The organism is Polynucleobacter sp. MG-6-Vaara-E2, from assembly GCF_018687695.1.
GTDB lineage: Bacteria > Pseudomonadota > Gammaproteobacteria > Burkholderiales > Burkholderiaceae > Polynucleobacter.
Genome location: NZ_CP061303.1, coordinates 230,364 through 254,985, shown reverse-complemented (window position 1 = coordinate 254,985; position 24,622 = coordinate 230,364). Strand labels below are relative to the sequence as shown.

The 24,622-nt window shown below is 43.3% G+C and carries 26 protein-coding genes; 4 read left to right on the top strand and 22 right to left on the bottom strand.

Annotation, left to right across the window (positions count from 1 at the left end; genetic code table 11):
- Positions 1-17: 17 nt before the first annotated feature.
- Together ICV38_RS01350 and ICV38_RS01345 are read right to left on the bottom strand one after the other, a co-directional pair.
- Positions 18-476, bottom strand: a complete 459-nt coding sequence (locus ICV38_RS01350; protein ID WP_215381980.1) for a DUF2721 domain-containing protein — start codon at positions 474-476, stop codon at positions 18-20.
- Positions 477-503: 27 nt separating this feature from the next.
- Positions 504-1,349 carry an undecaprenyl-diphosphate phosphatase gene (locus ICV38_RS01345; RefSeq protein WP_215381979.1) on the bottom strand — a complete coding sequence of 282 codons (846 nt, stop codon included), beginning with the start codon at positions 1,347-1,349 and terminating at the stop codon, positions 504-506.
- Between the two features lie 109 nt (positions 1,350-1,458).
- Here ICV38_RS01345 and ICV38_RS01340 point away from each other — a divergent pair, with 109 nt between their 5' ends.
- Positions 1,459-3,087 (top strand): TolC family protein, encoded by a 1,629-nt coding sequence (locus tag ICV38_RS01340; protein WP_251368172.1) that lies wholly within the window; start codon positions 1,459-1,461, stop codon positions 3,085-3,087.
- A gap of 5 nt (positions 3,088-3,092) precedes the next feature.
- Here ICV38_RS01340 and waaC read toward each other — a convergent pair whose 3' ends face one another.
- The 7 genes from waaC to ICV38_RS01305 form a co-directional block, all read right to left on the bottom strand.
- Positions 3,093-4,127, bottom strand: coding sequence for a lipopolysaccharide heptosyltransferase I (gene waaC / locus ICV38_RS01335; RefSeq protein WP_215381978.1), 1,035 nt, complete (start codon positions 4,125-4,127; stop codon positions 3,093-3,095).
- Positions 4,127-4,702, bottom strand: coding sequence for a dTDP-4-dehydrorhamnose 3,5-epimerase (gene rfbC / locus ICV38_RS01330; RefSeq protein WP_215381977.1), 576 nt, complete (start codon positions 4,700-4,702; stop codon positions 4,127-4,129). The genes waaC and rfbC overlap by 1 nt, the downstream gene beginning before the upstream one ends.
- The gene (gene rfbA / locus ICV38_RS01325; RefSeq protein ID WP_215381976.1) at positions 4,702-5,640 is read right to left on the bottom strand and encodes a glucose-1-phosphate thymidylyltransferase RfbA; all 939 of its coding nucleotides are present in this window, start codon (positions 5,638-5,640) and stop codon (positions 4,702-4,704) included. The genes rfbC and rfbA overlap by 1 nt, the downstream gene beginning before the upstream one ends.
- 33 nt (positions 5,641-5,673) lie before the next feature.
- Positions 5,674-6,621: a dTDP-4-dehydrorhamnose reductase gene (gene rfbD, locus ICV38_RS01320; RefSeq protein ID WP_215381975.1), complete on the bottom strand. Its 948-nt coding sequence runs from the start codon at positions 6,619-6,621 to the stop codon at positions 5,674-5,676.
- Positions 6,622-6,634: 13 nt separating this feature from the next.
- A complete protein-coding gene (gene rfbB / locus ICV38_RS01315) occupies positions 6,635-7,696 on the bottom strand; it encodes a dTDP-glucose 4,6-dehydratase (protein ID WP_215381974.1) in 1,062 nt (353 codons plus the stop codon).
- Positions 7,697-7,725: 29 nt separating this feature from the next.
- Entirely contained in the window at positions 7,726-8,472 is a 747-nt protein-coding gene (locus ICV38_RS01310; protein ID WP_215381973.1) for a hypothetical protein, read from the bottom strand.
- 234 nt (positions 8,473-8,706) lie between these two features.
- Positions 8,707-9,783: a glycosyltransferase family 10 domain-containing protein gene (locus ICV38_RS01305; RefSeq protein WP_215381972.1), complete on the bottom strand. Its 1,077-nt coding sequence runs from the start codon at positions 9,781-9,783 to the stop codon at positions 8,707-8,709.
- A gap of 86 nt (positions 9,784-9,869) precedes the next feature.
- Here ICV38_RS01305 and ICV38_RS01300 point away from each other — a divergent pair, with 86 nt between their 5' ends.
- Complete coding sequence (locus tag ICV38_RS01300; RefSeq protein WP_215381971.1) at positions 9,870-10,751, top strand: alpha-1,2-fucosyltransferase; 882 nt, start codon at positions 9,870-9,872, stop codon at positions 10,749-10,751.
- Positions 10,752-10,758: 7 nt separating this feature from the next.
- Here ICV38_RS01300 and ICV38_RS01295 read toward each other — a convergent pair whose 3' ends face one another.
- The 8 genes from ICV38_RS01295 to ICV38_RS01260 all read right to left on the bottom strand — a co-directional run bounded on the left by ICV38_RS01295 (position 10,759) and on the right by ICV38_RS01260 (position 17,358).
- On the bottom strand, positions 10,759-11,697 hold the full coding sequence (locus tag ICV38_RS01295) for a glycosyltransferase family 2 protein (RefSeq protein WP_215381970.1): 939 nt from the start codon (positions 11,695-11,697) through the stop codon (positions 10,759-10,761).
- Positions 11,697-12,596, bottom strand: a complete 900-nt coding sequence (locus ICV38_RS01290; protein WP_215381969.1) for a DUF6492 family protein — start codon at positions 12,594-12,596, stop codon at positions 11,697-11,699. The genes ICV38_RS01295 and ICV38_RS01290 overlap by 1 nt, the downstream gene beginning before the upstream one ends.
- Positions 12,597-12,617: 21 nt before the next feature.
- Complete coding sequence (locus ICV38_RS01285; RefSeq protein ID WP_251368171.1) at positions 12,618-13,967, bottom strand: glycosyltransferase; 1,350 nt, start codon at positions 13,965-13,967, stop codon at positions 12,618-12,620.
- A gap of 21 nt (positions 13,968-13,988) precedes the next feature.
- Entirely contained in the window at positions 13,989-14,957 is a 969-nt protein-coding gene (locus tag ICV38_RS01280; RefSeq protein ID WP_215381968.1) for an aspartate carbamoyltransferase catalytic subunit, read from the bottom strand.
- Positions 14,957-15,457 (bottom strand): bifunctional pyr operon transcriptional regulator/uracil phosphoribosyltransferase PyrR, encoded by a 501-nt coding sequence (gene pyrR / locus ICV38_RS01275; RefSeq protein ID WP_215381967.1) that lies wholly within the window; start codon positions 15,455-15,457, stop codon positions 14,957-14,959. Before pyrR ends, ICV38_RS01280 begins: the two co-directional genes overlap by 1 nt.
- 32 nt (positions 15,458-15,489) lie before the next feature.
- Complete coding sequence (ruvX, locus tag ICV38_RS01270; RefSeq protein ID WP_371819236.1) at positions 15,490-15,900, bottom strand: Holliday junction resolvase RuvX; 411 nt, start codon at positions 15,898-15,900, stop codon at positions 15,490-15,492.
- On the bottom strand, positions 15,893-16,432 hold the full coding sequence (locus ICV38_RS01265) for a YqgE/AlgH family protein (protein ID WP_251368267.1): 540 nt from the start codon (positions 16,430-16,432) through the stop codon (positions 15,893-15,895). Before ICV38_RS01265 ends, ruvX begins: the two co-directional genes overlap by 8 nt.
- 113 nt (positions 16,433-16,545) lie before the next feature.
- Complete coding sequence (locus tag ICV38_RS01260) at positions 16,546-17,358, bottom strand: YdcF family protein (protein ID WP_251368170.1); 813 nt, start codon at positions 17,356-17,358, stop codon at positions 16,546-16,548.
- A gap of 73 nt (positions 17,359-17,431) precedes the next feature.
- On the opposite strand from ICV38_RS01260, the gene ICV38_RS01255 reads away from it, so the two are divergent.
- Both ICV38_RS01255 and ICV38_RS01250 read left to right on the top strand, forming a co-directional pair.
- The gene (locus tag ICV38_RS01255; RefSeq protein ID WP_215381964.1) at positions 17,432-18,913 is read left to right on the top strand and encodes a deoxyribodipyrimidine photo-lyase; all 1,482 of its coding nucleotides are present in this window, start codon (positions 17,432-17,434) and stop codon (positions 18,911-18,913) included.
- 29 nt (positions 18,914-18,942) lie between these two features.
- Positions 18,943-19,782, top strand: a complete 840-nt coding sequence (locus ICV38_RS01250; protein WP_215381963.1) for a symmetrical bis(5'-nucleosyl)-tetraphosphatase — start codon at positions 18,943-18,945, stop codon at positions 19,780-19,782.
- A 17-nt stretch (positions 19,783-19,799) separates the two neighbouring features.
- On the opposite strand, the gene hemL is transcribed toward ICV38_RS01250, so the two are convergent.
- The 5 genes from hemL to ICV38_RS01225 all read right to left on the bottom strand — a co-directional run bounded on the left by hemL (position 19,800) and on the right by ICV38_RS01225 (position 24,606).
- The gene (gene hemL / locus ICV38_RS01245) at positions 19,800-21,092 is read right to left on the bottom strand and encodes a glutamate-1-semialdehyde 2,1-aminomutase (RefSeq protein ID WP_215381962.1); all 1,293 of its coding nucleotides are present in this window, start codon (positions 21,090-21,092) and stop codon (positions 19,800-19,802) included.
- A 45-nt stretch (positions 21,093-21,137) separates the two neighbouring features.
- A complete protein-coding gene (locus tag ICV38_RS01240; RefSeq protein ID WP_068947854.1) occupies positions 21,138-21,308 on the bottom strand; it encodes a rubredoxin in 171 nt (56 codons plus the stop codon).
- Positions 21,309-21,371: 63 nt separating this feature from the next.
- Entirely contained in the window at positions 21,372-22,826 is a 1,455-nt protein-coding gene (locus ICV38_RS01235; protein ID WP_215381961.1) for a class I SAM-dependent RNA methyltransferase, read from the bottom strand.
- A 60-nt stretch (positions 22,827-22,886) separates the two neighbouring features.
- Positions 22,887-23,312 carry a CopD family protein gene (locus ICV38_RS01230; RefSeq protein ID WP_215381960.1) on the bottom strand — a complete coding sequence of 142 codons (426 nt, stop codon included), beginning with the start codon at positions 23,310-23,312 and terminating at the stop codon, positions 22,887-22,889.
- Positions 23,313-23,328: 16 nt separating this feature from the next.
- Positions 23,329-24,606, bottom strand: coding sequence for a glutamate-5-semialdehyde dehydrogenase (locus ICV38_RS01225; protein WP_215381959.1), 1,278 nt, complete (start codon positions 24,604-24,606; stop codon positions 23,329-23,331).
- Positions 24,607-24,622: the final 16 nt, after the last annotated feature.

Genomic DNA, 24,622 nt, shown 5'->3' with positions numbered 1-24,622 from the left:
TTGTAATGAGAGATATATTAGTAGTTTCTTGGAGCTCGCCAGCCAGCCGATCTATAGGCATAAACGACTTCAGCTAAAACGATAGATAAGGATGTCATAAAGGATATCAGACCCAGCACAAAGGTCCAAATGACATAAGTGGTCTGCAAGGAACGAACAGCCCCTGCCTGAAAGAAAAACAACTCCAGGACAGTTAATGAGATGAATACGCCACTTAGGACATCAAAAAAGATGGCTGCGGTACACAGACGGCCGCGAATCTTAGCCTCATTTGCCTCAACCTCCATGTGCCGTAAAGCTTCTACATCCTTAATTTTTCCTTCGAACAATGCATTCTGAATGGCTCGCATCCGATCAACTGTTCTCGCCAAACGACCAGAGATCGCATTAATTAATGTTGCGACAGCAGTCAATAAGAACACTGGCGCCAAGGCCAGTTGAATATTGTTCGTGATTGCGTCTATTGATACATCCATACTGAACTCTCTATGTCTATAAAACGATTAATGTGACCATGCAATCAAACCACTATATGAAGTAATCAGAACGAGCAATCCAAACACAATACGATACCAAGCAAATGGAATGAAATTGTGGTGTGCAACATAATGGATTAACCAGCGCACACAAACAAAAGCAGAAATAAAAGCTACTACAAAACCAATGGCTATGGCGACAGTAAATTCGCTAGAGATCACAATGGGATTTTTCCAAAGCTTTAAAAGCTCGTAAGCAGTTGCACCACCAATGACTGGAATAGCTAAGAAGAAGGAGAACTCTGTTGCTACTCCTCGAGGCAATCCGAATAGCATACCCCCAATAATCGTTGCACCAGATCTTGAGGTACCTGGGATCAATGCAGCACATTGTGCAATCCCCACTTTTAATGCGTCTAAATAAGAGAGGTCATCAACTGAATGGATCCGACTATTGACAGTGCTGTTTTTTTCTTGTCTTCGCTCAGCCCAGAAAATAATGAGGGCGCCTAGGATAAAGGCGGCTGCAACCGGGATCGGTGAAAACAGCACCGCCTTAATATGCTTGCCAAACACAAAACCTAGTCCCATAGCGGGGACCGAAGCGATTAGCAAATTCAAAATGAAACGGCGGGAGGTAGCGCTCTTCGTTGCAGAAAATACCACCTTAAGAAGCTTTTCTCTGAACTCCCAGCAGACAGCCAAAATAGCGCCAAACTGAATAATGACTTCAAAAGCTTTACCTCGCTCGTCATTGAAATCTAACAAATCGCCGACTAATATCAGGTGCCCCGTACTGGAAATTGGCAAAAACTCTGTGAAGCCCTCTACCACCCCGAGAATGACTACTTTTAGTAACAATATTGGATCCATGGGGCAAATTTTATAGGGATATGAACTCAGCAAGCTTATTTGGCAAAATAGCGCCTAAATACACCCCTAAAGTGATTTAGCCTTAAACTTCATGCACCTTTAAAAGTAGATGAATTTGATGAACCCAGCCCGCTTTCGCCTTTCTAGATTGACCGTCCTCGGTTTAGTCTTGGCCCAGGCGCTCGGGCTGAATTCTTGGAATACGACTGCTTTTGCTCAAAGCCCTAATGCCGCGGCAAAATCAGCTTTACCGACCACCATCAGCCCATCTTCATTACTTGGCCTAGAGCAACCTCCTCAAATTGCCCCGCTGCCAAGCAAGACTGCTTTACCAAGCTCATCTGCGCCCTCTAGCGTCAATAGCGCCAATGACCAAAAAGGACAATTAACGGACTTGATTCAGCTTTATCAAGAGGCAGCCTTTAGCGATCCGGTCTTAAATGCGGCCCGCTTCAATTACCAGGCAAGTAAAGAACTTTATTGGCAAGGTCTCTCTCTATTGCTACCTCAAGCGAATGCAACACCAGGCGGAACACGTTACTACCAACATGGTCAGGGAAGCACTGTGGTTGCTCCGAGCCCAGGGAATTCAAGGGTATTTGACCAAAAAAGTTACACCGTTACTCTTACCCAACCCGTATTTAACCTAGGCGCACTAGAAGCCTTCAAACAAGGCGACTTAAATACCAAGATTGCCGATATGCGCTTTTACTTAGCGCAACAAGATTTAATTATTCGCGTGTCACAAGCCTATTTTGACGCTCTTACCAGCCAAGATAATGTTGAGCTTTATCGCAACAAAAAAGGTCTGATTAAGCAGCAATTAGAAATTGCACAAGCTAAGTTTGATGCTGGGCTGGCTACGATTGTTGATGTCAATACAGCGCAAGCTGCGCTGGATTTGGCAAACTCACAAGAAATAGGCGCACAAGCAGACTTAGTGGTCAAGCGAGGAGTGTTAGAGCAACTTGTGGGTCGACCTGTTGGCCCACTAAGACCACTCGTCAAAGAAGCCAAAATTGATGGTGTCTTAAAAGATCCACGCTCAAAGAGTAAAGATACTAAAGGTATTCCGATTGCAGAAAGTGTGAATCCTCAATTGCCGCCAGGCCAAACTTTAGATGATTGGATCAATCAAGCTGAAGCTGCAAACTTTAACGTTCTCGCTGGACAATTGACTGTCAGCCTTGCTGAGAGTACCTATCGAGCCTCTCAGGCACTTAATTATCCTTCGCTTAACCTAGTTGGAACAACTGGCTACAACACATCTAACGGCACGCCAAATAATTACACGCCCGCCAATACGAATGTGTATAACAATACCGTAGCATTACTAATGACTATTCCAATTGTTTCAGGCGGATTCAACAGCTCAGTCATTCGTCAAAATGCCGCCTTAGTTGATCAAGCAAAAGCAAATTATGATAATGCGCGTAGAACTGCCGCACAAAATACTCGTGCAGCCTTTACTGGATTCTATGGTGGTCTTGCGAGCGTGAAAGCTTATGAAGCTGCAGAGCGCTCATCCAATTCAGCCCTGGAGTCAAGTAAGCTTGGCTTCCAAGTAGGTACGCTGATTAATATTGACGTTTTAATTGCGCTCGATACTCTCATTACCACCAGATCACAATTGCAGCAAGCTCGTTACAGCACTATTCTCAATGCAATCAAACTCAAGGCGCATGCTGCCGCACTAACTGATGAAGACTTAATTGCAATTAATGCTTTGTTGCGTTGATTTAATCAAGTAAGAAGATCTAGAGAAGCTTTGGCAACTTCATCAATTGTTGGTGGCGCTTGAATGTCCCCAACATTTCGAATCTTTGCTGACCAGTAGCCTTCGGTTTTCCACCTCGGAGAGTCGCCATAAATCTCGACGGTGGGTTTATTTAATACTGCAGATAAATGGGTTAAACCAGTATCAACACCGACTACCAAAGCTGCATTAGCAATCACAGAAAACGCAGCTTCAATTGAAAATGCATCCGGCACTAGAGATCCGGGGATTTGTGCTGCCAGCCCATTGCTAATCTCTTCCTCGGCTGAACTTCCCCATGGGAGAACAACTTGATACCCAAGACTCGAAAGTTTCTTTCCCAGGGCAATCCAATTAGCATTGGACCAGCGCTTAGCTTCGCGTGCAGTTGAATGGAAGAACAGAACATAAGGCTTTTCCAGTCCTGCCAATTTCGAATCAACAACAGACTCAACATAACTTGCAGGATAAAACTGAGCTTTTTCTGATCTGTCGATCAATGGTAAATTTAGCGCTGAACAAGCAACATAACGCGAGCGATCCACAGCGTGGCAATGGAAGGGAACGTGAACGGATTGATCATAAAACCCTCGCGCTATTGGTTCATATCCAGAAAATTCAGTGGCATTAGCAAGCCCTGACACTTTGGCATCTGGACTTTTTTTGGCTAAAGAACAAACTAAAGCAGACTTCAATAAGCCTTGGGTTTCAATAATAAAGTCATAGTTAAATTTTTGCAGTTCATCTTTGAAAGTAAAAAATTCTTGCCATGATTTTTTACTTAATAAAGATTTCTTCCAGCGACGTAATCCAAAAGGAATAATACGATCTATTCCCCGAAAGCCATCTCGACTCAGGAGTGGCGTCAAGAGTTGAACATAAGCCTCCTCAACTACCCAGTCAATTTGAGCGTTAGGCAGGCGTGCTCGAATATCCCAAACTATGGGTAAGTTATGGAGTACATCCCCTAAAGAGGATAACTTTACTAATAATATTTTTGGGGTTGCACTTGAATTGGCCATCAAAATTTAGGGGCTTGATCCCAAGAGAGGCCGGCAGAATCTTTAGCATTCAGGTTGGGTGATACTCCTGCTCTTAGAGGCCATTGAATGCCTACTGATGAATCATCCCAGGCTAAGCATACTTCGCTTTGAGGATGATAGTAATCCGTGGTCTTATACAAGAACTCTGCTGTTGTTGAGAGAGATAGAAATCCATGAGCAAAACCTTTTGGAATCCAGAGTTGCTTGTGATTTTCAGCGCTCAACTCTACCCCAACCCATTTTCCATAAGTCGACGAGCTCTTTCTAAGATCTACTGATACATCGTAAACAGCTCCAGATACAACTCGCACTAACTTGCCTTGCGTTTCCTCCAACTGATAATGCATTCCACGCAATGTAGATTGATGCGAAAAGGAATGGTTGTCTTGCACAAAGTTGACATTCAGATCAGTTGCATCTAAAAAATCTTGCGCATTAAATGCCTCCGTAAACCAACCACGTTCATCACCAAATACTTTGGGCTCAATAACAAGCACATCTGGAATAGATGTAGGTGTAACTACAATTTTGGGGTGCTGTTTCAAGTTAGACATTAACCAACCTTTTTAGTAGACAAAGAAATAGGTTCAGCGCCACTCTTTATCTCATTCAAAATCTTTGTCAAATACTGACCATAGCTATTCTTGCTTAATTCTGAGGCGACTTTCTGCACTACTTCGGCGTTAATCCAACCTTGGCGATAGGCAATCTCTTCAGGACAGGAAACCATCAGACCTTGGCGCTTTTGTAAGGTAGCAATAAAACCAGCTGCATCCAATAAAGAATCATGCGTTCCAGTATCTAACCAAGCGAAGCCACGGCCCATAATTTCAACACTTAATTGATCGTTCTCTAGATAAATACGATTGACATCCGTAATCTCAAATTCACCTCGTGCACTAGGCTTGATTGAGCTAGCAATATCACATACTTGGTTATCATAAAAATAGAGGCCTGTCACGGCATAGTTACTTCTGGGTTGTGCCGGCTTTTCTTCAATCGAGATTGCCTTATGGCTTTTATCAAATTCCACAACACCATAGCGCTCAGGATCAGTCACATGATAGGCAAATACTGTCGCCCCATTTACTTGTGCATCAGCCCGCTCGAGATTACCCTTTAGGTGATCACCATAGAAAATATTATGCCCAAGTACTAATGCACTTGGGTGGTTATTAATAAAGTTTTTTCCCAAAGTAAATGCCTGAGCCAGACCGTCTGGGGAGGGTTGCACGCAGTATTGAATATTAAGACCCCACTGAGACCCATCACCAATCAATTCAGTAAAGCGTGGGGTGTCCTGTGGCGTGGAGATTAGCAAGATATCGCGTATGCCTGCCAACATTAAAGTAGTCAGCGGGTAATACACCATTGGCTTGTCATAAACAGGCATGAGCTGCTTAGAAACGGCTTGGGTTACAGGGTATAAACGAGTGCCTGATCCACCAGCCAAGATAACGCCCTTGCGATCTTTTTTAATACTACTTGCCATTTCTACCTCCGTTTACTAGGATGAAGCAAAACGTCAATTTTTAGATAAATGCTTGACGTAAGAGACTACTTGCTCATCCCATGGTGTATTCCAATGGGGTAATTTTGACACAAGACCTAGGCGCTCAAGCTCAATTTGAAGCCTAGTCGTAGATAAACGAGAGTTCATTGGTCTTGGAGCAGCCATGGGGTACTCTGATGCAGGAATTGGGGCGATAGTAGCAAGGGATGCTTGCAATTCTTGACCATCATCTAAGGCCGCCTGGACCGCCAGACAGGCTAAAGCATGCCAACTAGTTTCGCCTCGTGGGACCGCGTGATAAATGCCCGAATGAAATTCTCTAAGCTGATTTGTATTTAGCGCCAGATAGCAGACCACTTCCGCCAACCAAGCGGCGCTAGTAGGAACGCCATATTGATCGTTAATTACCCTTAGCATTGAACGCTCTTTAGCTAAACGCAAAATAGTGCGGATGAAATTTCTACCATCGCCATAAACCCAACTAGTTCTAAAAATTGCAAACTGCCCACTCTTTTCTGTAGCAGTCTTGAAAGCTTTGGCAATCGCATGCTCACCTGCTTCCTTGGATTTTCCATACACACCTAAAGGACTAATTTTGTCGCTCTCCGTATAGGCGCCCTGCTTTGATCCATCGAAAACATAATCTGTAGAAAAATGAAGCAGAGTTGCTCCATAGTGCGCAGCATATACAGCCATTACTTCAGGAGCGCCAGCGTTAATTGCAAATGCTAACTCTGGCTCTTTTTCCGCCTGATCTACGGCAGTGTAAGCAGCAGCATTAATTAGTAACTGTGGTTTAAAGCCTTCTAGTAAATTGGTAATCTGGCTTGGATAACCAAGATCGCACTCGCTACGACCAACAAAAAGAATGTTATTTCCTTTTTGAAATAATACACTCTGAAATTGCTTCTGGAGGGCTTGTCCTAGCTGACCATCCCTCCCAAAAACAAGAATATTCATTAGCGGATCGTTATCAATTGAGGTATTGCTTCTCAAGCCAGTCACGATAAGAACCAGTCACAACCGCTTGAACCCAATCTGGATTATCTAGATACCACTGTATCGTTTTACGAATCCCAGTATCAAAAGTTTCTTGCGGCCGCCAGCCTAAGTCTTTTTCAATTTTGCTTGCATCTATTGCATAACGACGATCATGTCCAGGACGATCTTTTACAAAGGTAATCTGGTCTGCGTAAGGTTTGCCATCTGCGCGCGGCCTTAACTCATCCAAAATTTGACAGATTATATTGACCACCTCGAGATTGGCTTTTTCATTCCAGCCACCAATGTTATATGTCTCACCAAGAATACCCTTAGCGAGAACTTCACGAATTGCCGAACAGTGGTCACCTACGTATAACCAATCCCGAATTTGTTGACCATCGCCATATACCGGCAATGGTTTGCCATTCAACGCATTCAGAATAACCAGCGGTATGAGCTTTTCAGGGAAATGGTAGGGTCCATAATTATTAGAACAATTGGTGGTAACCACTGGAAAACCGTAGGTATGGAACCAAGCACGCACCAAATGGTCAGAGGCTGCCTTAGAGGCAGAATAGGGGCTATTAGGCCCGTAGGAATTGGTCTCCTTAAAAGCAGGGTCGGATGATGCTAAAGATCCATAGACTTCATCGGTCGAAATATGATGGAAACGAAACCTTTCTTTATCGACACGCTGCAAGCCTGCCCAGTAGCCCCTTGCACACTCTAGTAGATTAAAGGTGCCCACAATATTGGTTTGAATGAACTCCGCCGGCCCATGAATTGAGCGATCGACATGACTCTCTGCGGCAAAATTAACAATAGCGCGCGGATGGTAATCGGATAAAAGTTTACTAACTAAATCTTTATCACCAATATCGCCATGAATAAAAATATGTCTAGGGTCATTCTGAAGTGCGCTTAAATTTGCTAAATTACCTGCATAAGTTAATTTATCTAAGTTAATGACTTCCTCAGCATCAGAGGCTCTAAGCCAACTTAATACAAAGTTGGCCCCAATAAATCCCGCCCCACCAGTCACTAAAATCATTGTTTTATCTTTATAAAAACCAGAAAAAATTATGGCCTTAGAAGTATCTGAAGATATTTATTAAAGCGTTTTTTGCCAAATAAAAAGATGCATAGTTTCTGGACTAATTTTAAACTACCTCTGGGCTTAGATAACGGCACCTCTTCTAAAGCACCCCCTGGGGTTTTATCACAGTTAATGAGGGCTGGGTTAATAAAAATGCGATAGCCTTTTTTCCTAAGATCGCGATGAAACGGGATGTGATCTGCAACATCAATGCCGCCAGCTTGGCTATCTGTTCCAGCATAACGTCCCGCAAGAAATGCTTCTCTAGTATAAATTCCTAAGCCACCAAATGCAGAGTTCACTTCAATTAAATCTGCGCGCGGATCAATGGGGTGCTGCTTACAAGCTACAGCAATATTTTGAGCTGCTTTTTCGCCTAGGATATTTTCAAGCTTACGCTTTTGTTCCCAGCAGTCTATGGAATTCCAATAAGGATGGCTTAGTGCCCAAATATCATAATACTCACCCAACTGATTTGCCGTTATAACATCCCACGGTTCATCAACCTCCCAACACTGCGCGATTTTTTCTCGTGTAACGAGCCCATTCATACCATCCATGTCAGCCATAGCAATGTAATCAACTTCACCATATTTTGGATCTTTTGCTACTGCATCAATAATAAGATTTCTACAGTACGCAATCCGATCTGTTCTCTTAGAAAGTTTTTTACTTAATTCACCAACGCTTATAAATGTGAAGTTTGGAAATTCATGGGTAAACTTTTCCAATCTAATGACAGTGTCATCGCTTGAATCACTCTCTACAACAAAGCAATAGACCCTCTTAAATTCATTTAAGCTAGTCAACAAACGTCGAAAATCATTCTCAATTTGTGCAGAAGCATTTCGTACAGGTCCCGCCAACAAAATAGTCGACTCGGGAATCGGTTTTCTGGACTTTTTGAATAGATTAATGAGAGACATAGGGGGCATATTACACTGAACTAGGATCTAGATAATGCGCTAGACCAACGCGAAATCTTCCTTAATTTGACTAATGATAGTGTCAGCAAAATTTTGCGAAGTAAATGGGGTAAATTGATTGCTCAATAAAAATTCTCTAGAGGCCTGTTGGTATTGAGCAAACCGTTCTGGAGTCATACTCTTGAGATATAGATAAAGATCTGAGTAAGAAGAAAATTGGCGGAAATCAATAAAGCATTCCGCTGGAATATAGTTTGCAATACTAACATCACCCCAGTAGACCGGAATGCATCCAGCAAAAAAACAATCAAATATTTTTTCAGTGATGTAGCCATCAATATTGCGAGCATTTTCAAAGCAAATACAAAACCGGGTTTTGCTTAGAACTTCATACTTTGTTTTAGCGGGCCCCTGATAGCTTTTAAAAACCGGTTTTCCCAGTAAAAATGGTATAACTTTTTCCATGCGATAACGTAGCTTACCCAAACTACCCAATCTCTTTTGTGGAACTTTCCAACCATTACCGTAAAGCTTAAAGTCAAAAGGCGCATTTTTCTCAAACCATTGAATAGCCTTAACTCTCTGGGAATATAACTCGCGCTCATCTACCAAATTAGCATGACGGTTGCTACCGATCAAACAAACAAAATCTTGACGCTGGGTATATGTAGGGCTTTGAAAATCCCTATTACATTCTTTGGGAATGGGATTTGGGTATTGAATCTGCACAAATCGATCGCGCATTACCATGCCGCCATGATAATCTTGAAGACCATTGTGAAGCAGATCTTTATTCCAGGTGAAGATTCGGTCAAACTGGTTTAAATACCAGCTATCACCATTTCTGGGAACAGTAAGCGGTGTCTCATACAATATAAGATAGTTTTTCTTGGCACCGCAAGGAACAAAATCGATCGATTCAACATAAAGCGAAAAATCAGGGGTTAAATGCTTTTGAGCATTTACATCAGCAGTATGAAGCTCGATGTCATTTTGACGCGCTACCGCAGACATTAAACGCATAGGTTCTAGGCAATCATCACGGTTGCGAGAGCTCTGTGGATTGAAAATATCGTCCCGACCGTTCTCCCACCCATAAATACTGCCAGTCAACATAAATTACCTATTCATTTAAAAAATAATTCGGCCCAAATAGCACTATTTCAGAACAATGCTCCATCTAATGTTTTAATTATAGAGATATGAATATAACGACTCAAATTCAAGGCGGCCTTGGAAATCAACTCTTCCAATATGCCACTGGAAAAGCCCTTAGCAATAGATTAAAAGGGTCACTACTTTTGGATATTGACTGGTTTAATCATGGCTGGGATGATGTGACCCCAAGGCACTTTTTATTGCAAGAACTCAGGCTTAACTACCAAATTGCGCAACAAGGTTCCGCCATTAAATCATCAAAGAAGTGGCGTAGAATTGCCCAACAATTCTTACCTTTAAGTCCATACGTGCTTAGGGATAGACCATTTCGCTTCAATCAGACTCTTAATACATTTAAGCCTTATGCCAGCCAAGATGTCTATCTTATGGGTTATTGGCAATCCTTTAACTACTTTGAGTCAATTCGCCAAGATCTGATTGATGAAATTAAGCCTATTACCCCTCTGTCAACCCATTACCAAAATTATCTAGAAAAAATTGAGAATAGCTGCTCTGCAATGGTTCATATTCGCAGAGGCGATTATGTACATCTGCCTAATGCAGCAAAAGTGCACGGATTTTTAGGGCTAGAGTACTACCAAAAAGGTATGGATTTACTTTTAGCTGCTGACTCTAATTCGCAATTTTTTGTTTTCTCTGACGATCTTGATTGGGCAAAAGCCAACCTACCTCACCAAGACAGAATCTGCTTTATTGAAAACTCCAGTGAAAATAGTGCGCCCGTACAAGAGCTTTTTCTAATGAACCGCTGTCAAAAGCATTTGATCGCAAATAGCTCTTTGAGCTGGTGGGGCGCATGGCTTAGCAATAGCTCAGCACCTATGGTAATAGCGCCGAAACACTGGACGAACGATCACGAAAAATATTGGCATGACCTGTTGCCACCACAATGGCAAAGAATCTAAAACCAGTCTAACTAGTGAGCGCCCCACAAATAGAGGCAACTGCTGCCACAATCACGCGCTCTAAACGTGTAAACGGCGTCCAAATACCATTCCCCCTGAACTGATAGCGAGAATAAATTTGATAGTTGGCGCTGATAGAAATTCCTGGAATCTTTTTGTTTAGTGCAAATAAAAAACGGGGTGCCAAACTTAATCTTTCCTTCAAAGGCAGCCTTCTAGGGATAAGAATATCACTAATCCCTAGAGCGTTAAGATATTGCTTCCTACGTTTATCAAAAATATTAGTCACCTTAGCATTTTGCACTTTACTGATTTGATTGTCGTGTACGCGATATGTGATTAAGTTTTTTGGCACATTGCCAAACTTACAGCCTGCTAGAGCCAGATTGACCCACATAACGTAATCTTCAGCACCATCATTACCTGACAGATAAGGCACCACACTAAATACTTCTGCACGCCCCATCACCGACGGATTACAAAGAGGGCTACACACTGCTATCATCGCTCTAATATCTGCATCCGAATGACGTTGCTTGGAGAATTTTAATTTGCCCGACCCCTGATGCAAGACAATATGATCTGTGCCACATAGATCCAAATGATTAGATTGGAGATATTGCAACTGCAACTCAAGACGCCTTGGATCCGACAAATCATCTGAATCTAGAAAAGCGATATATTTTCCCTGGGCCATGCCTACCAAAGTATTTCTGGCACTCACTAAGCCTTTGTTTTCTGGGAGGAAAACTTTCTTTAAGCGTGGGTCCGAATAGGTACTAATAATTTTTACAGTACCGTCGCTAGAGCCATCATCCAAGACGATGAGCTCAAAGTTGGTATATGTTTGATTGAGAATACTTTCAATTGCAGGCCCAACATAATCCTCAACATTAAAAGCTGGCATTAAAACGCTGATCAATGGGTTTGATACAGAATGTGGCATTAAATAAAGCTTTGTAAGTAACGGCCAAAGCGCTTAACACGCTTAAGGAATTGCGAAGGCAGAGATTTTTGCGATTGACCAAGATTGAACTCAGCCTCCCAGGCAGACTGATAAATAATACCTAAATAATTTTGAGCAACTTTAGCTTCCGTTTCACCTAAACGCCTCATCAAGAAATACTGCCAATCGTAGTGGTAGGTACGAAACAAGGGTTCAATTGCAATCAATGGAATGGCGCGATACCTTTGAAGCGTTTCACCATAAATTAAAGTCTCTGGGTAGTCTGGACCAATCAAGTCCCATAAGCTAATGCCCTTAGGCTCGAGATACCCTGAGGCTAATGACTGCCAAACTTTAGCCGACCAAATAAATGGTGCTGGAGCGTAATAAAAATTTGGCCCCTTGCGGTCAAATAATGCTTTGACTCGCTCAGCCTCCAGCCTTAGATCCCTTGCAAATTTTTCATATCCACGATCAGTGGCAAGTTGAAACAACTCTTTATTTTGATGCAACACCGTATAGGGCACACCATCACTTGATATGAAGTCAGACTTATAGAAATTTCGAATAAATAAACTATCTGAATCTAAGCATAAATAGTTTTCAGAAAATCTTAACCGCCAAAATTCTGATTTAATAATTTGCTGAGACAAGCCTCCATGCATAGCCTTGTATTTCTCCAGATCTGCATAAGGGTTAGCAGCAACAATATCCTCATCCGCAACCCAGATGTAACCATTCTTACCAAGAGATTTCTCTAATAAATTTTTATCTGCTTTTGGAGTGGAAATGTAAAAATCTAAGCGGTCAGCATTAAATTGGTTGATAGTCTCCAGAAGACGCTTTAAGCGCAAGAAATCTCGTGCATAGGATTTACAGTAGAGAACAAAATCTTTCAAACGATTTTCCTGTGGTGATTTCTATCGAACTTGCATATGGGTCAATATAGTACTTACTGCCTGATCTACGCCAATTGGCTTCCAAATTGGTTCAATCAATTGCTTGGCTTGCCAGTCTAACCAAATTCTCTCTAATCCCATAGCAATGCCTTCGGAATCGCCTTCAGCACTTAAATAAGCACCCCGATCAAGCAACATCTGATCAAGCTGAGGATTACGATGGGTTATTCCCCAAATAGGCCTTCCCGTCCACAGGTAGTCATAAAATTTCGAAGGAATATATTCAGCACACCACTCATCATTGCCGTGAAGTAATATCAATACATCTGCCTCTTGCATTTTTTCGGCCACACGCTGACGACCAGACTTGCCAGTGAGAGGGTCAATCTCTAAGCGACCATGCGCTAATAGCACGTCACTAAATCCAAATTTTTCGATTGCATCTACCGATAGGGAGTCTAGCGGCGCTCCGTACGCATGTACTCGTATTAAATCTCTCGCCTCAGGATACTTTTGAAATAGAGGGATCAAAGCCCTAAGAATAGTGGAGAGTGACCGATCGTTTGCCAGCGAGCCAAAATGGCATAGATTTAATTTATCTGTGTATTGGTGTGCCCGATTGTTACTAAGACTACCAGGAGGCTGAGCGCCTGGCGTCACTACGAAACCATGAGCATTTTTTGGGGTATTTAGATTTGCATTACGCACTTTGGCGTAATGCAGAGCGCCGTCCGTGAACCACCATACTTTGTCAGAAAAATGAGTAAGTTGATTTTCTAAATAGTGCCTAAAACGAGCATCTCGATTCTTAGGCTTTTCAAAGCCTTGATCATTTGGATCTTTGCGAATGACTAAGGGGTCATGCACTTCCACAATCAGCGGCAATCCTGTTACCCTCTTTAACCATAATCCAGCAAGATGAGCTGACCATGCGCCACCGGTTGAATAAATCAAATCAATTTTTCCGGCGCGAATTATTCTCAATCCATTAATAAATGCGGGCACAGCCCAAGACCACTGACTTGAGTATCCTAGCGCCAATTTTTCTAGGCCAATCAATGGGGCTAAAAGAATTGAAACTATTCTGGTGAATAATTTATAAATAAACCCACGACCATATTTATTAGCAACCCAATGTCGGAAGTCAAATCGAAATGCAGCTGGGCCCCAAGCTAAATATTGATAATGAGGAAAACGATGGTCTTTAACTCCAGTGATCGCACTCAATACGATTGGCTCTATGCCAGCATTCAGAAAATAAGGGATCTTATCGGTAATCGTAAGACTAGCAGCGCGACCATCCATATTGAAAGCGTGGGAAATAATTAGCCAACGCTTTTTTTCAGTGACTCGTGGAATAGAGATACTCACGCAAAATCCCAGTAGAGTAAATTAATTACCAGCAACGATCGACATTACTGCCATGCGCACTGCAATACCAAAAGTGACTTGATTTAAGATCACTGACTGAGGTCCATCAGCTACAGCTGAATCAATCTCAACACCCCTGTTCATGGGGCCTGGGTGCATCACAATGGCATCTGATTTGGCTAGCGCCAAGCGTGTTGGCGTTAAACCATATTGTTTGAAGAATTCATCGCCCTCAGGGACTTGCCCTGCTTCCATACGCTCCTTTTGAATGCGTAAGGTCATTACGACATCAACATCTTTCAAGCCTTCTTCCATATTATGAAAGACTTTTACACCCAGCATATCGAGATCGCCAGGTAGTAAGCTCTCGGGGCCAATTGCACGAATGTCTTCACAGCCTAAAGTGGTAAGCGCATGAATATTTGATTTAGCAACACGACTATGCACAATATCGCCAACAATTGCTACTTTTAAGCCTTTGAAGCCCTGCTTAAAGTGACGCATCGTATACATATCCAACAAACCTTGGGTTGGATGTTGATGGCTACCATCACCAGCATTAACAACGTGTACATGTGCTGGTACATGATGCGCAATTTCAATAGGCGCTCTTGAAACGCTGTGGCGCACTACAAAAATATCAGCCTGCATGGCCACAAGGTTATCAATCGTATCAAGAAGGCTCTCACCCTTAGCAGTAGAAGAAGTAGAGATATCTAGGTTAATGACATCAGCTGATAAACGCTTAGCAGCAATCTCAAAAGTAGTTCTCGTGCGCGTAGAATTTTCAAAGAAGAGATTGAAGACACTCTTACCACGCAGCAAAGGAACTTTCTTAACCTCTCTTGAAGGATCGGTCACGCTCACAAACTGCTGTGCAGTATCGAGAATATGGAGGATCTGCTCTTTTGGCAAACCCTCCAAGGTCAAAAGATGTGTTAGCTCTCCAGCGGCATTAAATTGATTCACTAAGTTGCCCCCTGAACCCATTATTCACGCTCCTCAAGCTGAAAGCTAAATTTACCCGCTTCATTCTTTTCTAAAACTAAAATTTGATTCTCGGATACCTGCACTTGTTCACCCACAAAGTTCGCACAGATGGGAAGCTCACGATTGCCACGGTCCGCAAGAACCATCAACTCAACTAATGCAGGGCGACCAAAATCAAAAAGTTCATTCAGGGCTGCTCGTACTGTTCTACCAGTAAGCAAAACATCATCAATCAAAATTATGTTGGCGCCATTCACATCAAAAGGTAAATGTGTTGTCATGGTGCTCGCAGTTCGCAGAGCAGTCATGCCTTTTTCAGCGTAGTCATCTCGATGAAAAGCGACATTAATCACGCCATAATGAGGTAAGCTCAAATCTTTAGCTAAACGCTCTGCAATCCAGGCACCGCCCATTGCTAAACCGGCAAGCTCAAAAGAACCTTCCTGCGCTCTATTGCGCAATGCATCAACTAGTTTTCCGTATAACAATTCAGCGTTCATTTGTATTCCAACACTTCTCAATTTGATTCCATTTAAACCAGCGGCTGTTCTGCAAAATACTGCTCCAAAATCAAAGCTGCAGAATACGCATCTAGATTGTCCCGCATCTTAGGGTCTCCCTCCAAAACAGCAGATGTAAAGCGCTCGTCGACCCAGGTAACAGGTAAATTTAGCCTTCCACGCAATTGATTCCCAAATCGGGTTGCCTTTGCAGTCATTTCATGCTCTTTACCATCAGGATGAACCGGACGACCCACCACGAGTTGATTGGGTTGCCACTCATTTATTAGAATCTGGATTTCCCGGAAAAGTACATCAATATTAGGGGCGGCAATTGTCTTTAATGCTTGCCCAGCTTGTGTTACTGAATTACCTACTGCAATACCAACGCAACGTGTACCGTAATCAAAAGCCATTACAGTAATCGCGCTCATATTAGGCATGCCCCGCTTCACCTGAGAGGGAGGATAAATTAAAGCCGAGATGACTCATTGTCTTTTCATATCGCTGGCTCGATGGGGTATTAAAAATAATCTCTATCATTTGATCGCGCGCGAGAGGAACATTCATCCAGCCATTGAGAGTAATTTCCTCTTCGAGTTGACCAGCGCCCCAACCTGCGTAACCAAGGGTCATCAAGAATTTTCTAGGGCCATTGCCAATAGCTACAGCCTCAAGAACATCTTTAGAGGTAGTCATCGTAAGACCGCCGGGAATAATTAAGGATGAGCTATAGGAAAGATGAGGATTTGATTCATGAAGAACAAACCCACGTTCAACCTGAACGGGCCCACCAAAATAAACAGGTTGCTCTAGCAAAGGAGCAATTTCGAGTTTGAGTTCAATCTTGTCAAAAAGAGTGGCTAAATCAACCTCGGTAGGCTTATTGACTACCAAACCCATTGCCCCTCGCTCGTTATGCTCAAACAAATAGATAACAGAGTTTGCAAAATTTGGATCAACCATGCCTGGCATGGCGATGAGGAACTGATTTGCTAAATGATCGGCTGAATAGGAGATTAAAGACCCTGGATCTGAATTATGGGGGGCTTGATTGGCCGAAGTCATGTGACTATTTTACCGAATATCTAGATTTTTCCGGTAATCCAATAGGCAAGAATACCGACCACCTCATGAACTAATTTATTCCAGTTTTGAATGCCGTCCTCTAGGTCAAATGAGGTCCAATTAAAGTGGTTCGCAGTCTGATAATCGACGGGTATTGGAATAACAGCAATACCTTGTTTTTCAAATATTTTCACTGAGCGATACATATGGCTGGCTGAGGTAATCAAAAGCCAAGGTTTTGAACCTCCAGTCCCATTCTTTAGTCCGAATTCCTCAATCATTGGTTTCATATACCGAACATTCTCATAGGTATTGCGAGACTGATTTTCGTAATGAGCCATTTTTTCACTCAAGCCCTGCTCGGCAATTAATTGCTTAAATGCATCTGCCTCAGATAATCCCTTAGGAATAATTCGACCCGAGTAGCCGCTAAAGATAAAAGGAATATTGGGATATTTTCGAATGAGCTCAAAGGCCTTTGTTACCCGTTCAGCAGATGAATAAATTGAGATTTCTCCACGATCCACGGATATTTGACCGCCCTCGATCGCGCCACCCAATATGATGATTCCGCCGATATCGCCTTCGGAGAGATTTGCTAAGGATGTTTTAGGAATTGCATCCTCAAGACCTCTAAGACCCAATTCGGAAGTAGGCAACCAACCCACTACCAGCACATCAAGCAAAGCTAGGAGTAAAAAACGCTTGCATAAATTAGGCTTTCTAAACGACAGAAATAACAAGCTCAGGACAATAAAAACAATAACCCAATTAAGCGGCTCTATAGAGAACTGCACTACTTTCGAAAGAATAAAAAAGATCGTATCCATCATTAGTAATGATCTTAACCCTTTTGGGCGGGGCTTCCCTCAACAAATTCTGCCAATTAGCCCTAATATAGGGGCTATGCAAAAAGCTCTAGTTTGGCTCCGCCGCGACCTCCGCCTTTATGACAATGCGGCACTTCATCACGCCCTCAAAGAAAGCAAGCAAGTTTGGCTAGCTTTCATATTTGACACCGACATTCTGACACCCCTGAAACAAGGCGAGCTTGATTCAAAAGGCTTAAAACATGACCGTCGAGTCGATTTCATTTGGCAAGGGCTAAAGCAGATTGATGATGAACTCAAGCAACTAGGCGGAGGCCTAATTGTGCGCTTTGGCAAGCCCACCGAATGCATTCCAGAAATCGCTAAAGAGTTAGATGTCAAAACCGTTTTCACGAACCATGACTATGAGCCCTCTACGATTGCCAGAGATGAAATTGTTAAAACTTCATTAGAAAAACTTGGTATTCAATTCGAAAGCTTTAAGGACCAGGTAATTTTTGAAAAGAAAGAAATTCTCACTAACTCCAATACCGTCTTTTCCATCTTCACACCTTATAAAAACAATTGGCTAAAAACACTTCAAGAAAAAGATCTTGCTAGTTACGAGTGCAATCCCAAACCAGGGCAACTGGCCTCAATTCCTAAAAAATTAGCTCTGCCATTTCCATCGCTAGAGTCTATGGGCTTTTGCCCCACCGGTATTGAAGCCTACTTACCGCCTGGATCAGCAGGTGGCCAAGCTTTTTTAGAAGATTTTTTATCGCGCATTGATCAATACCAAATTGGTAGAGACTTTCCGGCCATCAAAGGGGTAAGCTACCTTTCTACTCATCTTCGCTTTGGCATGCTTTCTATTCGAGGCTTGGTTCGCGAAGCTCATCGTCGCATGCTTGCCGGCAGCATGGGTGCCACAATCTGGTTAAGTGAGCTGATTTGGCGTGATTTTTATTTCATGATTCTTGCCAATCACCCACGCTTAGCAGATGGCGCTTCTTTTAAACCTGACTATGACAACATCGAATGGGAAAGCGGTGCTCATGCCAAAAAATTATTTAAGGCTTGGTGCGAAGGTAAAACAGGATACCCATTAGTTGATGCAGCGATGCATCAACTCAATCAAAGTGGCTACATGCATAATCGTTTAAGAATGGTTGTGGCGAGCTTTCTGACTAAAGACTTGGGTATTGATTGGCGCTGGGGCGAAGCTTATTTTGCAGAACATCTGAATGATTTTGAGCTCTCATCGAATAATGGCGGCTGGCAATGGGCTTCTTCTTCAGGATGTGATGCCCAGCCCTACTTCAGAATCTTTAACCCGATTACCCAATCGGAAAAGTTTGATCCTGAGGGAAAATTTATTCGTCGCTATTTACCCCAACTGGAAAAGCTCTCCAAAAAAACCATCCATGCGCCGTGGAAAGCAGGTCACATTGAACTTGAGGCTGCTGGCGTCGTTTTAGGGCGTGACTACCCATTACCAGTGGTTGATCATGATGAGGCTCGCAAGAAAACCTTAGTTCGCTACAGCGTTGTTAAAAAAGTCGGTCAAGACGGCTAATAAAGGATTAATCCGTTTTAAGATAGGGCATGAGCAAGATCTACGCTGTTGGCGACGTCCAAGGATGTGCACCTTCACTCAAAGCCCTCGTTAAAAAGCTACCCAAGCAATCAAAAATGGTTTTCTTGGGGGACTTAGTTAATCGCGGTCCAGACTCACTGGGCGCATTGCGTCAACTAAAAGCTCTACAAGAATCTGGTCGTGCTGAATGTATTCTTGGCAACCATGATCTTCATCTGCTCGCGATTGATGCGGGTATTCGCAAGACTAAAGGTCTTGATACAGTCGAATCGATTCTCCAGGCTACCGATCGCAGAGAGCTCATTAACTGGTTGCGCCAACGTCCTATGGCACTGAGTAATGGACGGGTACTAGCCGTGCATGCTGGCGTTCTCCCGCAATGGGATTTACAGCAAACGATTGAATGTGCACAAGAAGTTGAAAAGGCTTTGCGCAGCAAGTCCTATAAGGATTTTCTGGGAAACATGTATGGCAATATTCCAAATCAATGGAGTAACTCGTTAAAGGGCTACGAACGCTTACGACTCATTACCAATGCACTAACCAGAATGCGCTTTTGCACCCCAAGCGGACAAATGGAGTTTGAAAGTAAAGAAGGCTTAGAAGATGGCCCTAAAGGCTATACACCATGGTTCAAGGCGCCTAAGAGAAAAACGCAAGATACCGTAATCTACTTTGGTCACTGGTCTACTCTTGGTCTGTTACGAGACCACAATGTTGTCGGGCTTGATACAGGCTGTGTGTGGGGCGGAAAACTTACCGCCATGCAAATCTCGGATACCAACAAAGATATGAAAAAGTCTGAAATTATTCAAGTGGATGGTTATGACCACCCCTTACGCATGTAATTCAGAAAATAGTTTTATTACAGTTTCTCAAAGGATTTCTCAGCAGCGCCAATGATCGCATCTAGTACATCGTTGTCATGAGCAATAGATGTAAATCCAGCTTCATAAGCCGATGGCGCTAGGTAAACACCTTCATCCAGCATTAAATGGAAAAACTTCTTAAAAGCCTCAATATTAGTTTTTGTAACAGCCTCATATGAGCTGGGCACTGAATTTGCAAAATAGAAACCAAACATTCCACCAACACTATCAACTGCAAATGGGATATTGGCTTTGTCTGCAGACTGCTTTAAGCCCTTCATGAGTTTTTCTGTTTGACCAGTTAAGCATTCATAGAAACCTTCTCTTGAAATGATCTCAAGAGTCTTTAGACCAGCAGCAACAGCAACGGGATTTCCAGATAAAGTCCCTGCCTGATATACATTTCCTAAGGGCGCCAACTTAGACATGATTTCTTTTTTGCCACCAAAGGCTGCCATTGGCATACCACCGCCCATGACTTTGCCAAGGCAAGTTAAATCGGGAACGATACCTTGCAATGATTGAGCGCCACCCAGCGCCACCCTAAAACCCGTCATGACTTCGTCGTAAATCAAAACGCTACCATGCTTACTGGTGAGATTGCGAATAGCCCCCAAAAATCCTTTTGAGGGCTGAATCAAATTCATATTGCCAGCAATGGGTTCAATGATGACTGCAGCAATTTGATCCCCCTGCTTTTTAAATACCTCTTCGATTGCATCAACATCGTTATACGGCAGCACTAGAGTGTGCTTAACTAGATCCTGAGGAACACCACCAGAAGATGGCGCATTTTGCGTGGAGTCTGCAAAGGTTAGCAAACCCGAACCCGCTTTAACCAAAAGGCTGTCAGCATGGCCGTGATAACAACCCTCAAATTTAATGATCAAGTCTCGACCTGTGTAGCCACGCGCAAGGCGCAAGGCGCTCATCGTTGCCTCTGTGCCGCTAGAGACCATACGTACTTGCTCAACGCTGGGCATCAAAGCGCAAATACGCTCCGCCAATTCAATTTCGCCTTCGGTAGGTGCGCCATAACTAAAACTGGTTTCAGCAGCCTTTTGAACTGCCTCAACTACTTCGGGGTTTGCATGACCGACGATCATGGGACCCCAAGACATAATTAAATCGATATACCGTTTATTGTCAGCATCCCAGAAATAAGGGCCTTTAGCTTTGGTGACAAAACGAGGAGTGCCGCCAACCTGACGAAATGCGCGTACAGGAGAGTTCACTCCACCTGGAATGATCTTTTGTGCCCGCTCAAATAAAACCTCGTTTTGACTCACTTTTACCTCAACCTTTTTTATTTATATCTAGATATTGCTTAGCAATTAAATCGCCATCATTTCAAAATCATCCTTACGCGCACCGCACTCTGGACAAGTCCAATTCATAGGCACATCTTTCCAAAGAGTTCCTGGGGCGATTCCTTCATCAGGCAAACCAGCAGCTTCGTCATAGACCCAGCCACAAATCAAACACATATAGGTTTTAAATTCCATCGTCTTGTTCTCCACTGTTCCCGCTGATCACTCTATCTCGTAACCTCTATTTTAAAGCGTCAATTAATCTTTTGATTCTGTTGATGCAGGCCGCTTAGCATGCATCTCAAACTTAAATAAGCGACACTCGAGTGGACCATTAAATAAGGGCGTCCGCTTTGACTCTTTAATTCTCAACTGACCTGGCAAAGCCATATCAGCAGTCAGCACAAACACACTCCATCCGCCAAAAGTATCTTTGAGGTGTTGCCCAAACTGACGCAAGAACTCGACAAACTTCGGGTCCTGCTCCTCCTGAGATTGAAGCTTCTTGAGAGATTCACGGCTTGAACGCTTAGCGCTTTGACGCCCTGTTTCCAAATTCAGCTCAAAACGGTTTTCTGGTTCCTCAGTCTCGTAACTTGCATCGCGCGCACCTTTTTCTTGGCCACGACCACCCTTTATGACTAGACGTTCACCATAAGGAGGATTTAATAGCATTACGCCGTCTTTAGTATTCGCTGGTGGCTTACTTGCCATGGCATCAATCTGACGCACAATAGGCTGATCTGGCAATTGAGCTCGCTGCCAATTACCTCTGAACATAGAAACCAATTTCTCGTTAATATCGCTTCCGCTAATACCCAGGGATTCAGCATTGGGATATTGCTTGCGTCTTTCTAAAATTTCATTGAGAGACGATTCTTTTAAGCCAGCCCAACGCTTTTGTTCAGCAGCTTCATGAAAAGGCTTTAATCTCTGAAAACCAAAACCATGGGCAGATGTCACTAATGGACGGTAAGCCAATTTACTGGGCTTGGCATCATCGCCATACATCCCCGCCCGAATTCCACCGGGAGGGATGGCTAAAGCCATTTGTGCAGCCTCAATCAAGAAAGTTCCACTGCCACACATAGGATCAAATAAAGTCTGTCCGAGTTTCCAGCCTGCAATGGACAAAATGCCAGCCGCTAAATTTTCCTTTAGGGGAGCATCACCTTTTTCATCTCGCCAACCTCTCTTGAAGAGCGCCTCACCGGAAGTATCTAAATAAATTATCACTTGATTTGCTGTTAAGTGCGCTTGCACTCGAATATCTGGAAATGCAGTATCAATACTCGGACGGTCACCAGTAACATCACGCAATCGATCAACAATCGCATCTTTAATTTTGAGGGTTGCGAAATTTAGACTTTTTAATGGCGAACGATGCGCAGTTACGTCTACCCGCAAAGTCTGCTTTGAGGTAAACCAATCCTCCCAGGCCAGACCACTGGCTAATTTATAGAGATCATCTTCTTGTCTATAGGGTGCCTGTGCCATTTGCAACAACACACGACTCGCAATTCTGGAATGGAGATTTAACGCCATTGCCGCGGAAAGTGGGCCTGCCAGACCAATCCCACCAGTTGGGCTGCTTGGAGTTGGGTCAATTACCCACGTACCCAATGCCTTTGAATCTGGCCGCTGAGCAATTTCTGCAAGCTCCTGTGCTAGCGGCACTTCTAAACCGCCTGGGCAAACAACAAAAAATCTCATGGGGCTAACAGTCTTAAATTAAAAAAGGAAATTACGAAATTCAGAGTAATGATTTAGTGCTTAGGGCTTAAAAATTACCAAAGCCACGATCACCAACAATAAGATCACAGGAACTTCGTTAAACCAGCGATACCACACGCCTGACTTGGTGTTGATGCCAGCGCGAAATTTCTTGAGCAGGCTAAAACAAGCATGGTGATAACCAATCACCAAAATTACAAAAAATAATTTGGTATGCATCCATATATCGCCAGCGCCAATTCCAAAAATAAGCCAAAGTGCTAACCCCAACAAGACTGCTGGTATCGCTAATATAGTCATGAATCGGTAAAGACGATCAGCCATTCCTAAAAGGCGAGCATAGGCCTCAGGATTTTTCTCATCAGCCAAATTCACATAGATTCTTGGGAGATAAAACAAGCCCGCAAACCAAGAGGTGATCAGAACAATGTGGAACGTTTTTACCCAGAGGTAGGCATTCATCATGTTTTATTCAATTCAATTAAGTACGTATCTCGCCGTGGCCCAGAACGACATACTTCAGGGAAGTTAAGCCATCTAAGCCTACGGGACCGCGAGCATGGAGTTTGTCATTTGAAATACCAATCTCGGCGCCAAGACCATACTCAAAGCCATCAGCAAAACGGGTGCTCGCATTGACCATCACACTGGCGCTATCAACTTCACGTAAAAAGCGATCTGCATTTGCTTTGTTGGTAGTAATAATGGCGTCAGTATGTTTACTGCCATAGCGCTCGATATGGTTCATGGCCTCATCAATGTCTGCTACCGTCCTGATCGATAAAATTGGAGCCAAATATTCTGTTTCCCAATCTTCTTCTGAAGCATCGACTAAGTTTTTAAAACCACTAGCCTCAAGTGTCGACCGAGTTAAAGCATCGACACGCAACTCAACGCCTTTATCTTGGTAAATCTTGCAAAGATCAGGCAAAACTTTAGCGGCAATATTCTTATTAACCAGCAAGGTTTCCATGGCGTTACAAGGCGCATAGCGCTGTGTCTTTGCGTTATCGCAAACCTTCACTGCCATTGCCACGTCGGCATCAGCATCGATATAGGTATGACAAATACCATCCAAATGCTTGATCATTGGAACGCGTGCTTCAGCCATCAAGCGGGCAATGAGACTCTTGCCTCCGCGTGGAACTATCACATCAATATATTGCGTCATGGTGATCATTTCACCAACGGCAGCTCGATCGATCGTAGTGACAACTTGCACAGCATCCTTAGGTAGTCCCGCAGCAGCAAGCCCCTCTTGAATAATCTGAGCAAGCAAGGTATTGGAATCAATTGCCTCAGAGCCACCGCGCAGGATCACTGCGTTACCCGACTTTAAGCAAAGTGCTGCGGCATCAATTGTGACGTTAGGGCGTGACTCATAAATGATGCCAATTACTCCGAGTGGCACACGCATTTGTCCAAGCTCAATACCAGAGGCTTGCTTTTTCAATGCAGTCATTTTCCCAATAGGGTCTTCTAGAGAAACAATCTGCTCTAGACCTAAGGCCATCTTTTCAATAGTCTTAGAGGTCATTGTTAAGCGATCAACAAATGCAGCATCCTGACCATTTGCTTTTGCACGATCAACGTCTACTTGATTGACCCTTTGAATCTCACCTGCTTTTTGACGAACTAACTTGGCGATATGCAATAGAGCTTGATTCTTATGTTCGCTTGACGCACGAGTCATCGCACGCGATGCACTGCGTGCTCGCTTGCCAATGTCCTGCATCAATTCTTGGATCTCTGTACCCATTTACCTTACTCTCTAG

Excerpts from the sequence above, each read along its gene's own strand:
- ICV38_RS01350 (WP_215381980.1), bottom strand. The coding sequence starts at position 476 with ATGGATGTATCAATAGACGCAATCACGAACAATATTCAACTGGCCTTG.
- ICV38_RS01345 (WP_215381979.1), bottom strand. The coding sequence starts at position 1,349 with ATGGATCCAATATTGTTACTAAAAGTAGTCATTCTCGGGGTGGTAGAG.
- ICV38_RS01340 (WP_251368172.1), top strand. The coding sequence starts at position 1,459 with ATGAATTTGATGAACCCAGCCCGCTTTCGCCTTTCTAGATTGACCGTC.
- waaC (WP_215381978.1), bottom strand. The coding sequence starts at position 4,127 with ATGGCCAATTCAAGTGCAACCCCAAAAATATTATTAGTAAAGTTATCC.
- rfbC (WP_215381977.1), bottom strand. The coding sequence starts at position 4,702 with ATGTCTAACTTGAAACAGCACCCCAAAATTGTAGTTACACCTACATCT.
- rfbA (WP_215381976.1), bottom strand. The coding sequence starts at position 5,640 with ATGGCAAGTAGTATTAAAAAAGATCGCAAGGGCGTTATCTTGGCTGGT.
- rfbD (WP_215381975.1), bottom strand. The coding sequence starts at position 6,621 with ATGAATATTCTTGTTTTTGGGAGGGATGGTCAGCTAGGACAAGCCCTC.
- rfbB (WP_215381974.1), bottom strand. The coding sequence starts at position 7,696 with ATGATTTTAGTGACTGGTGGGGCGGGATTTATTGGGGCCAACTTTGTA.
- ICV38_RS01305 (WP_215381972.1), bottom strand. The coding sequence starts at position 9,783 with ATGTTGACTGGCAGTATTTATGGGTGGGAGAACGGTCGGGACGATATT.
- ICV38_RS01300 (WP_215381971.1), top strand. The coding sequence starts at position 9,870 with ATGAATATAACGACTCAAATTCAAGGCGGCCTTGGAAATCAACTCTTC.
- ICV38_RS01295 (WP_215381970.1), bottom strand. The coding sequence starts at position 11,697 with ATGCCACATTCTGTATCAAACCCATTGATCAGCGTTTTAATGCCAGCT.
- ICV38_RS01280 (WP_215381968.1), bottom strand. The coding sequence starts at position 14,957 with ATGGGTTCAGGGGGCAACTTAGTGAATCAATTTAATGCCGCTGGAGAG.
- pyrR (WP_215381967.1), bottom strand. The coding sequence starts at position 15,457 with ATGAACGCTGAATTGTTATACGGAAAACTAGTTGATGCATTGCGCAAT.
- ruvX (WP_371819236.1), bottom strand. The coding sequence starts at position 15,900 with ATGCCTAATATGAGCGCGATTACTGTAATGGCTTTTGATTACGGTACA.
- ICV38_RS01265 (WP_251368267.1), bottom strand. The coding sequence starts at position 16,432 with ATGCCAGGCATGGTTGATCCAAATTTTGCAAACTCTGTTATCTATTTG.
- ICV38_RS01260 (WP_251368170.1), bottom strand. The coding sequence starts at position 17,358 with ATGATGGATACGATCTTTTTTATTCTTTCGAAAGTAGTGCAGTTCTCT.
- ICV38_RS01255 (WP_215381964.1), top strand. The coding sequence starts at position 17,432 with ATGCAAAAAGCTCTAGTTTGGCTCCGCCGCGACCTCCGCCTTTATGAC.
- ICV38_RS01250 (WP_215381963.1), top strand. The coding sequence starts at position 18,943 with ATGAGCAAGATCTACGCTGTTGGCGACGTCCAAGGATGTGCACCTTCA.
- ICV38_RS01240 (WP_068947854.1), bottom strand. The coding sequence starts at position 21,308 with ATGGAATTTAAAACCTATATGTGTTTGATTTGTGGCTGGGTCTATGAC.
- ICV38_RS01235 (WP_215381961.1), bottom strand. The coding sequence starts at position 22,826 with ATGAGATTTTTTGTTGTTTGCCCAGGCGGTTTAGAAGTGCCGCTAGCA.
- ICV38_RS01230 (WP_215381960.1), bottom strand. The coding sequence starts at position 23,312 with ATGATGAATGCCTACCTCTGGGTAAAAACGTTCCACATTGTTCTGATC.
- ICV38_RS01225 (WP_215381959.1), bottom strand. The coding sequence starts at position 24,606 with ATGGGTACAGAGATCCAAGAATTGATGCAGGACATTGGCAAGCGAGCA.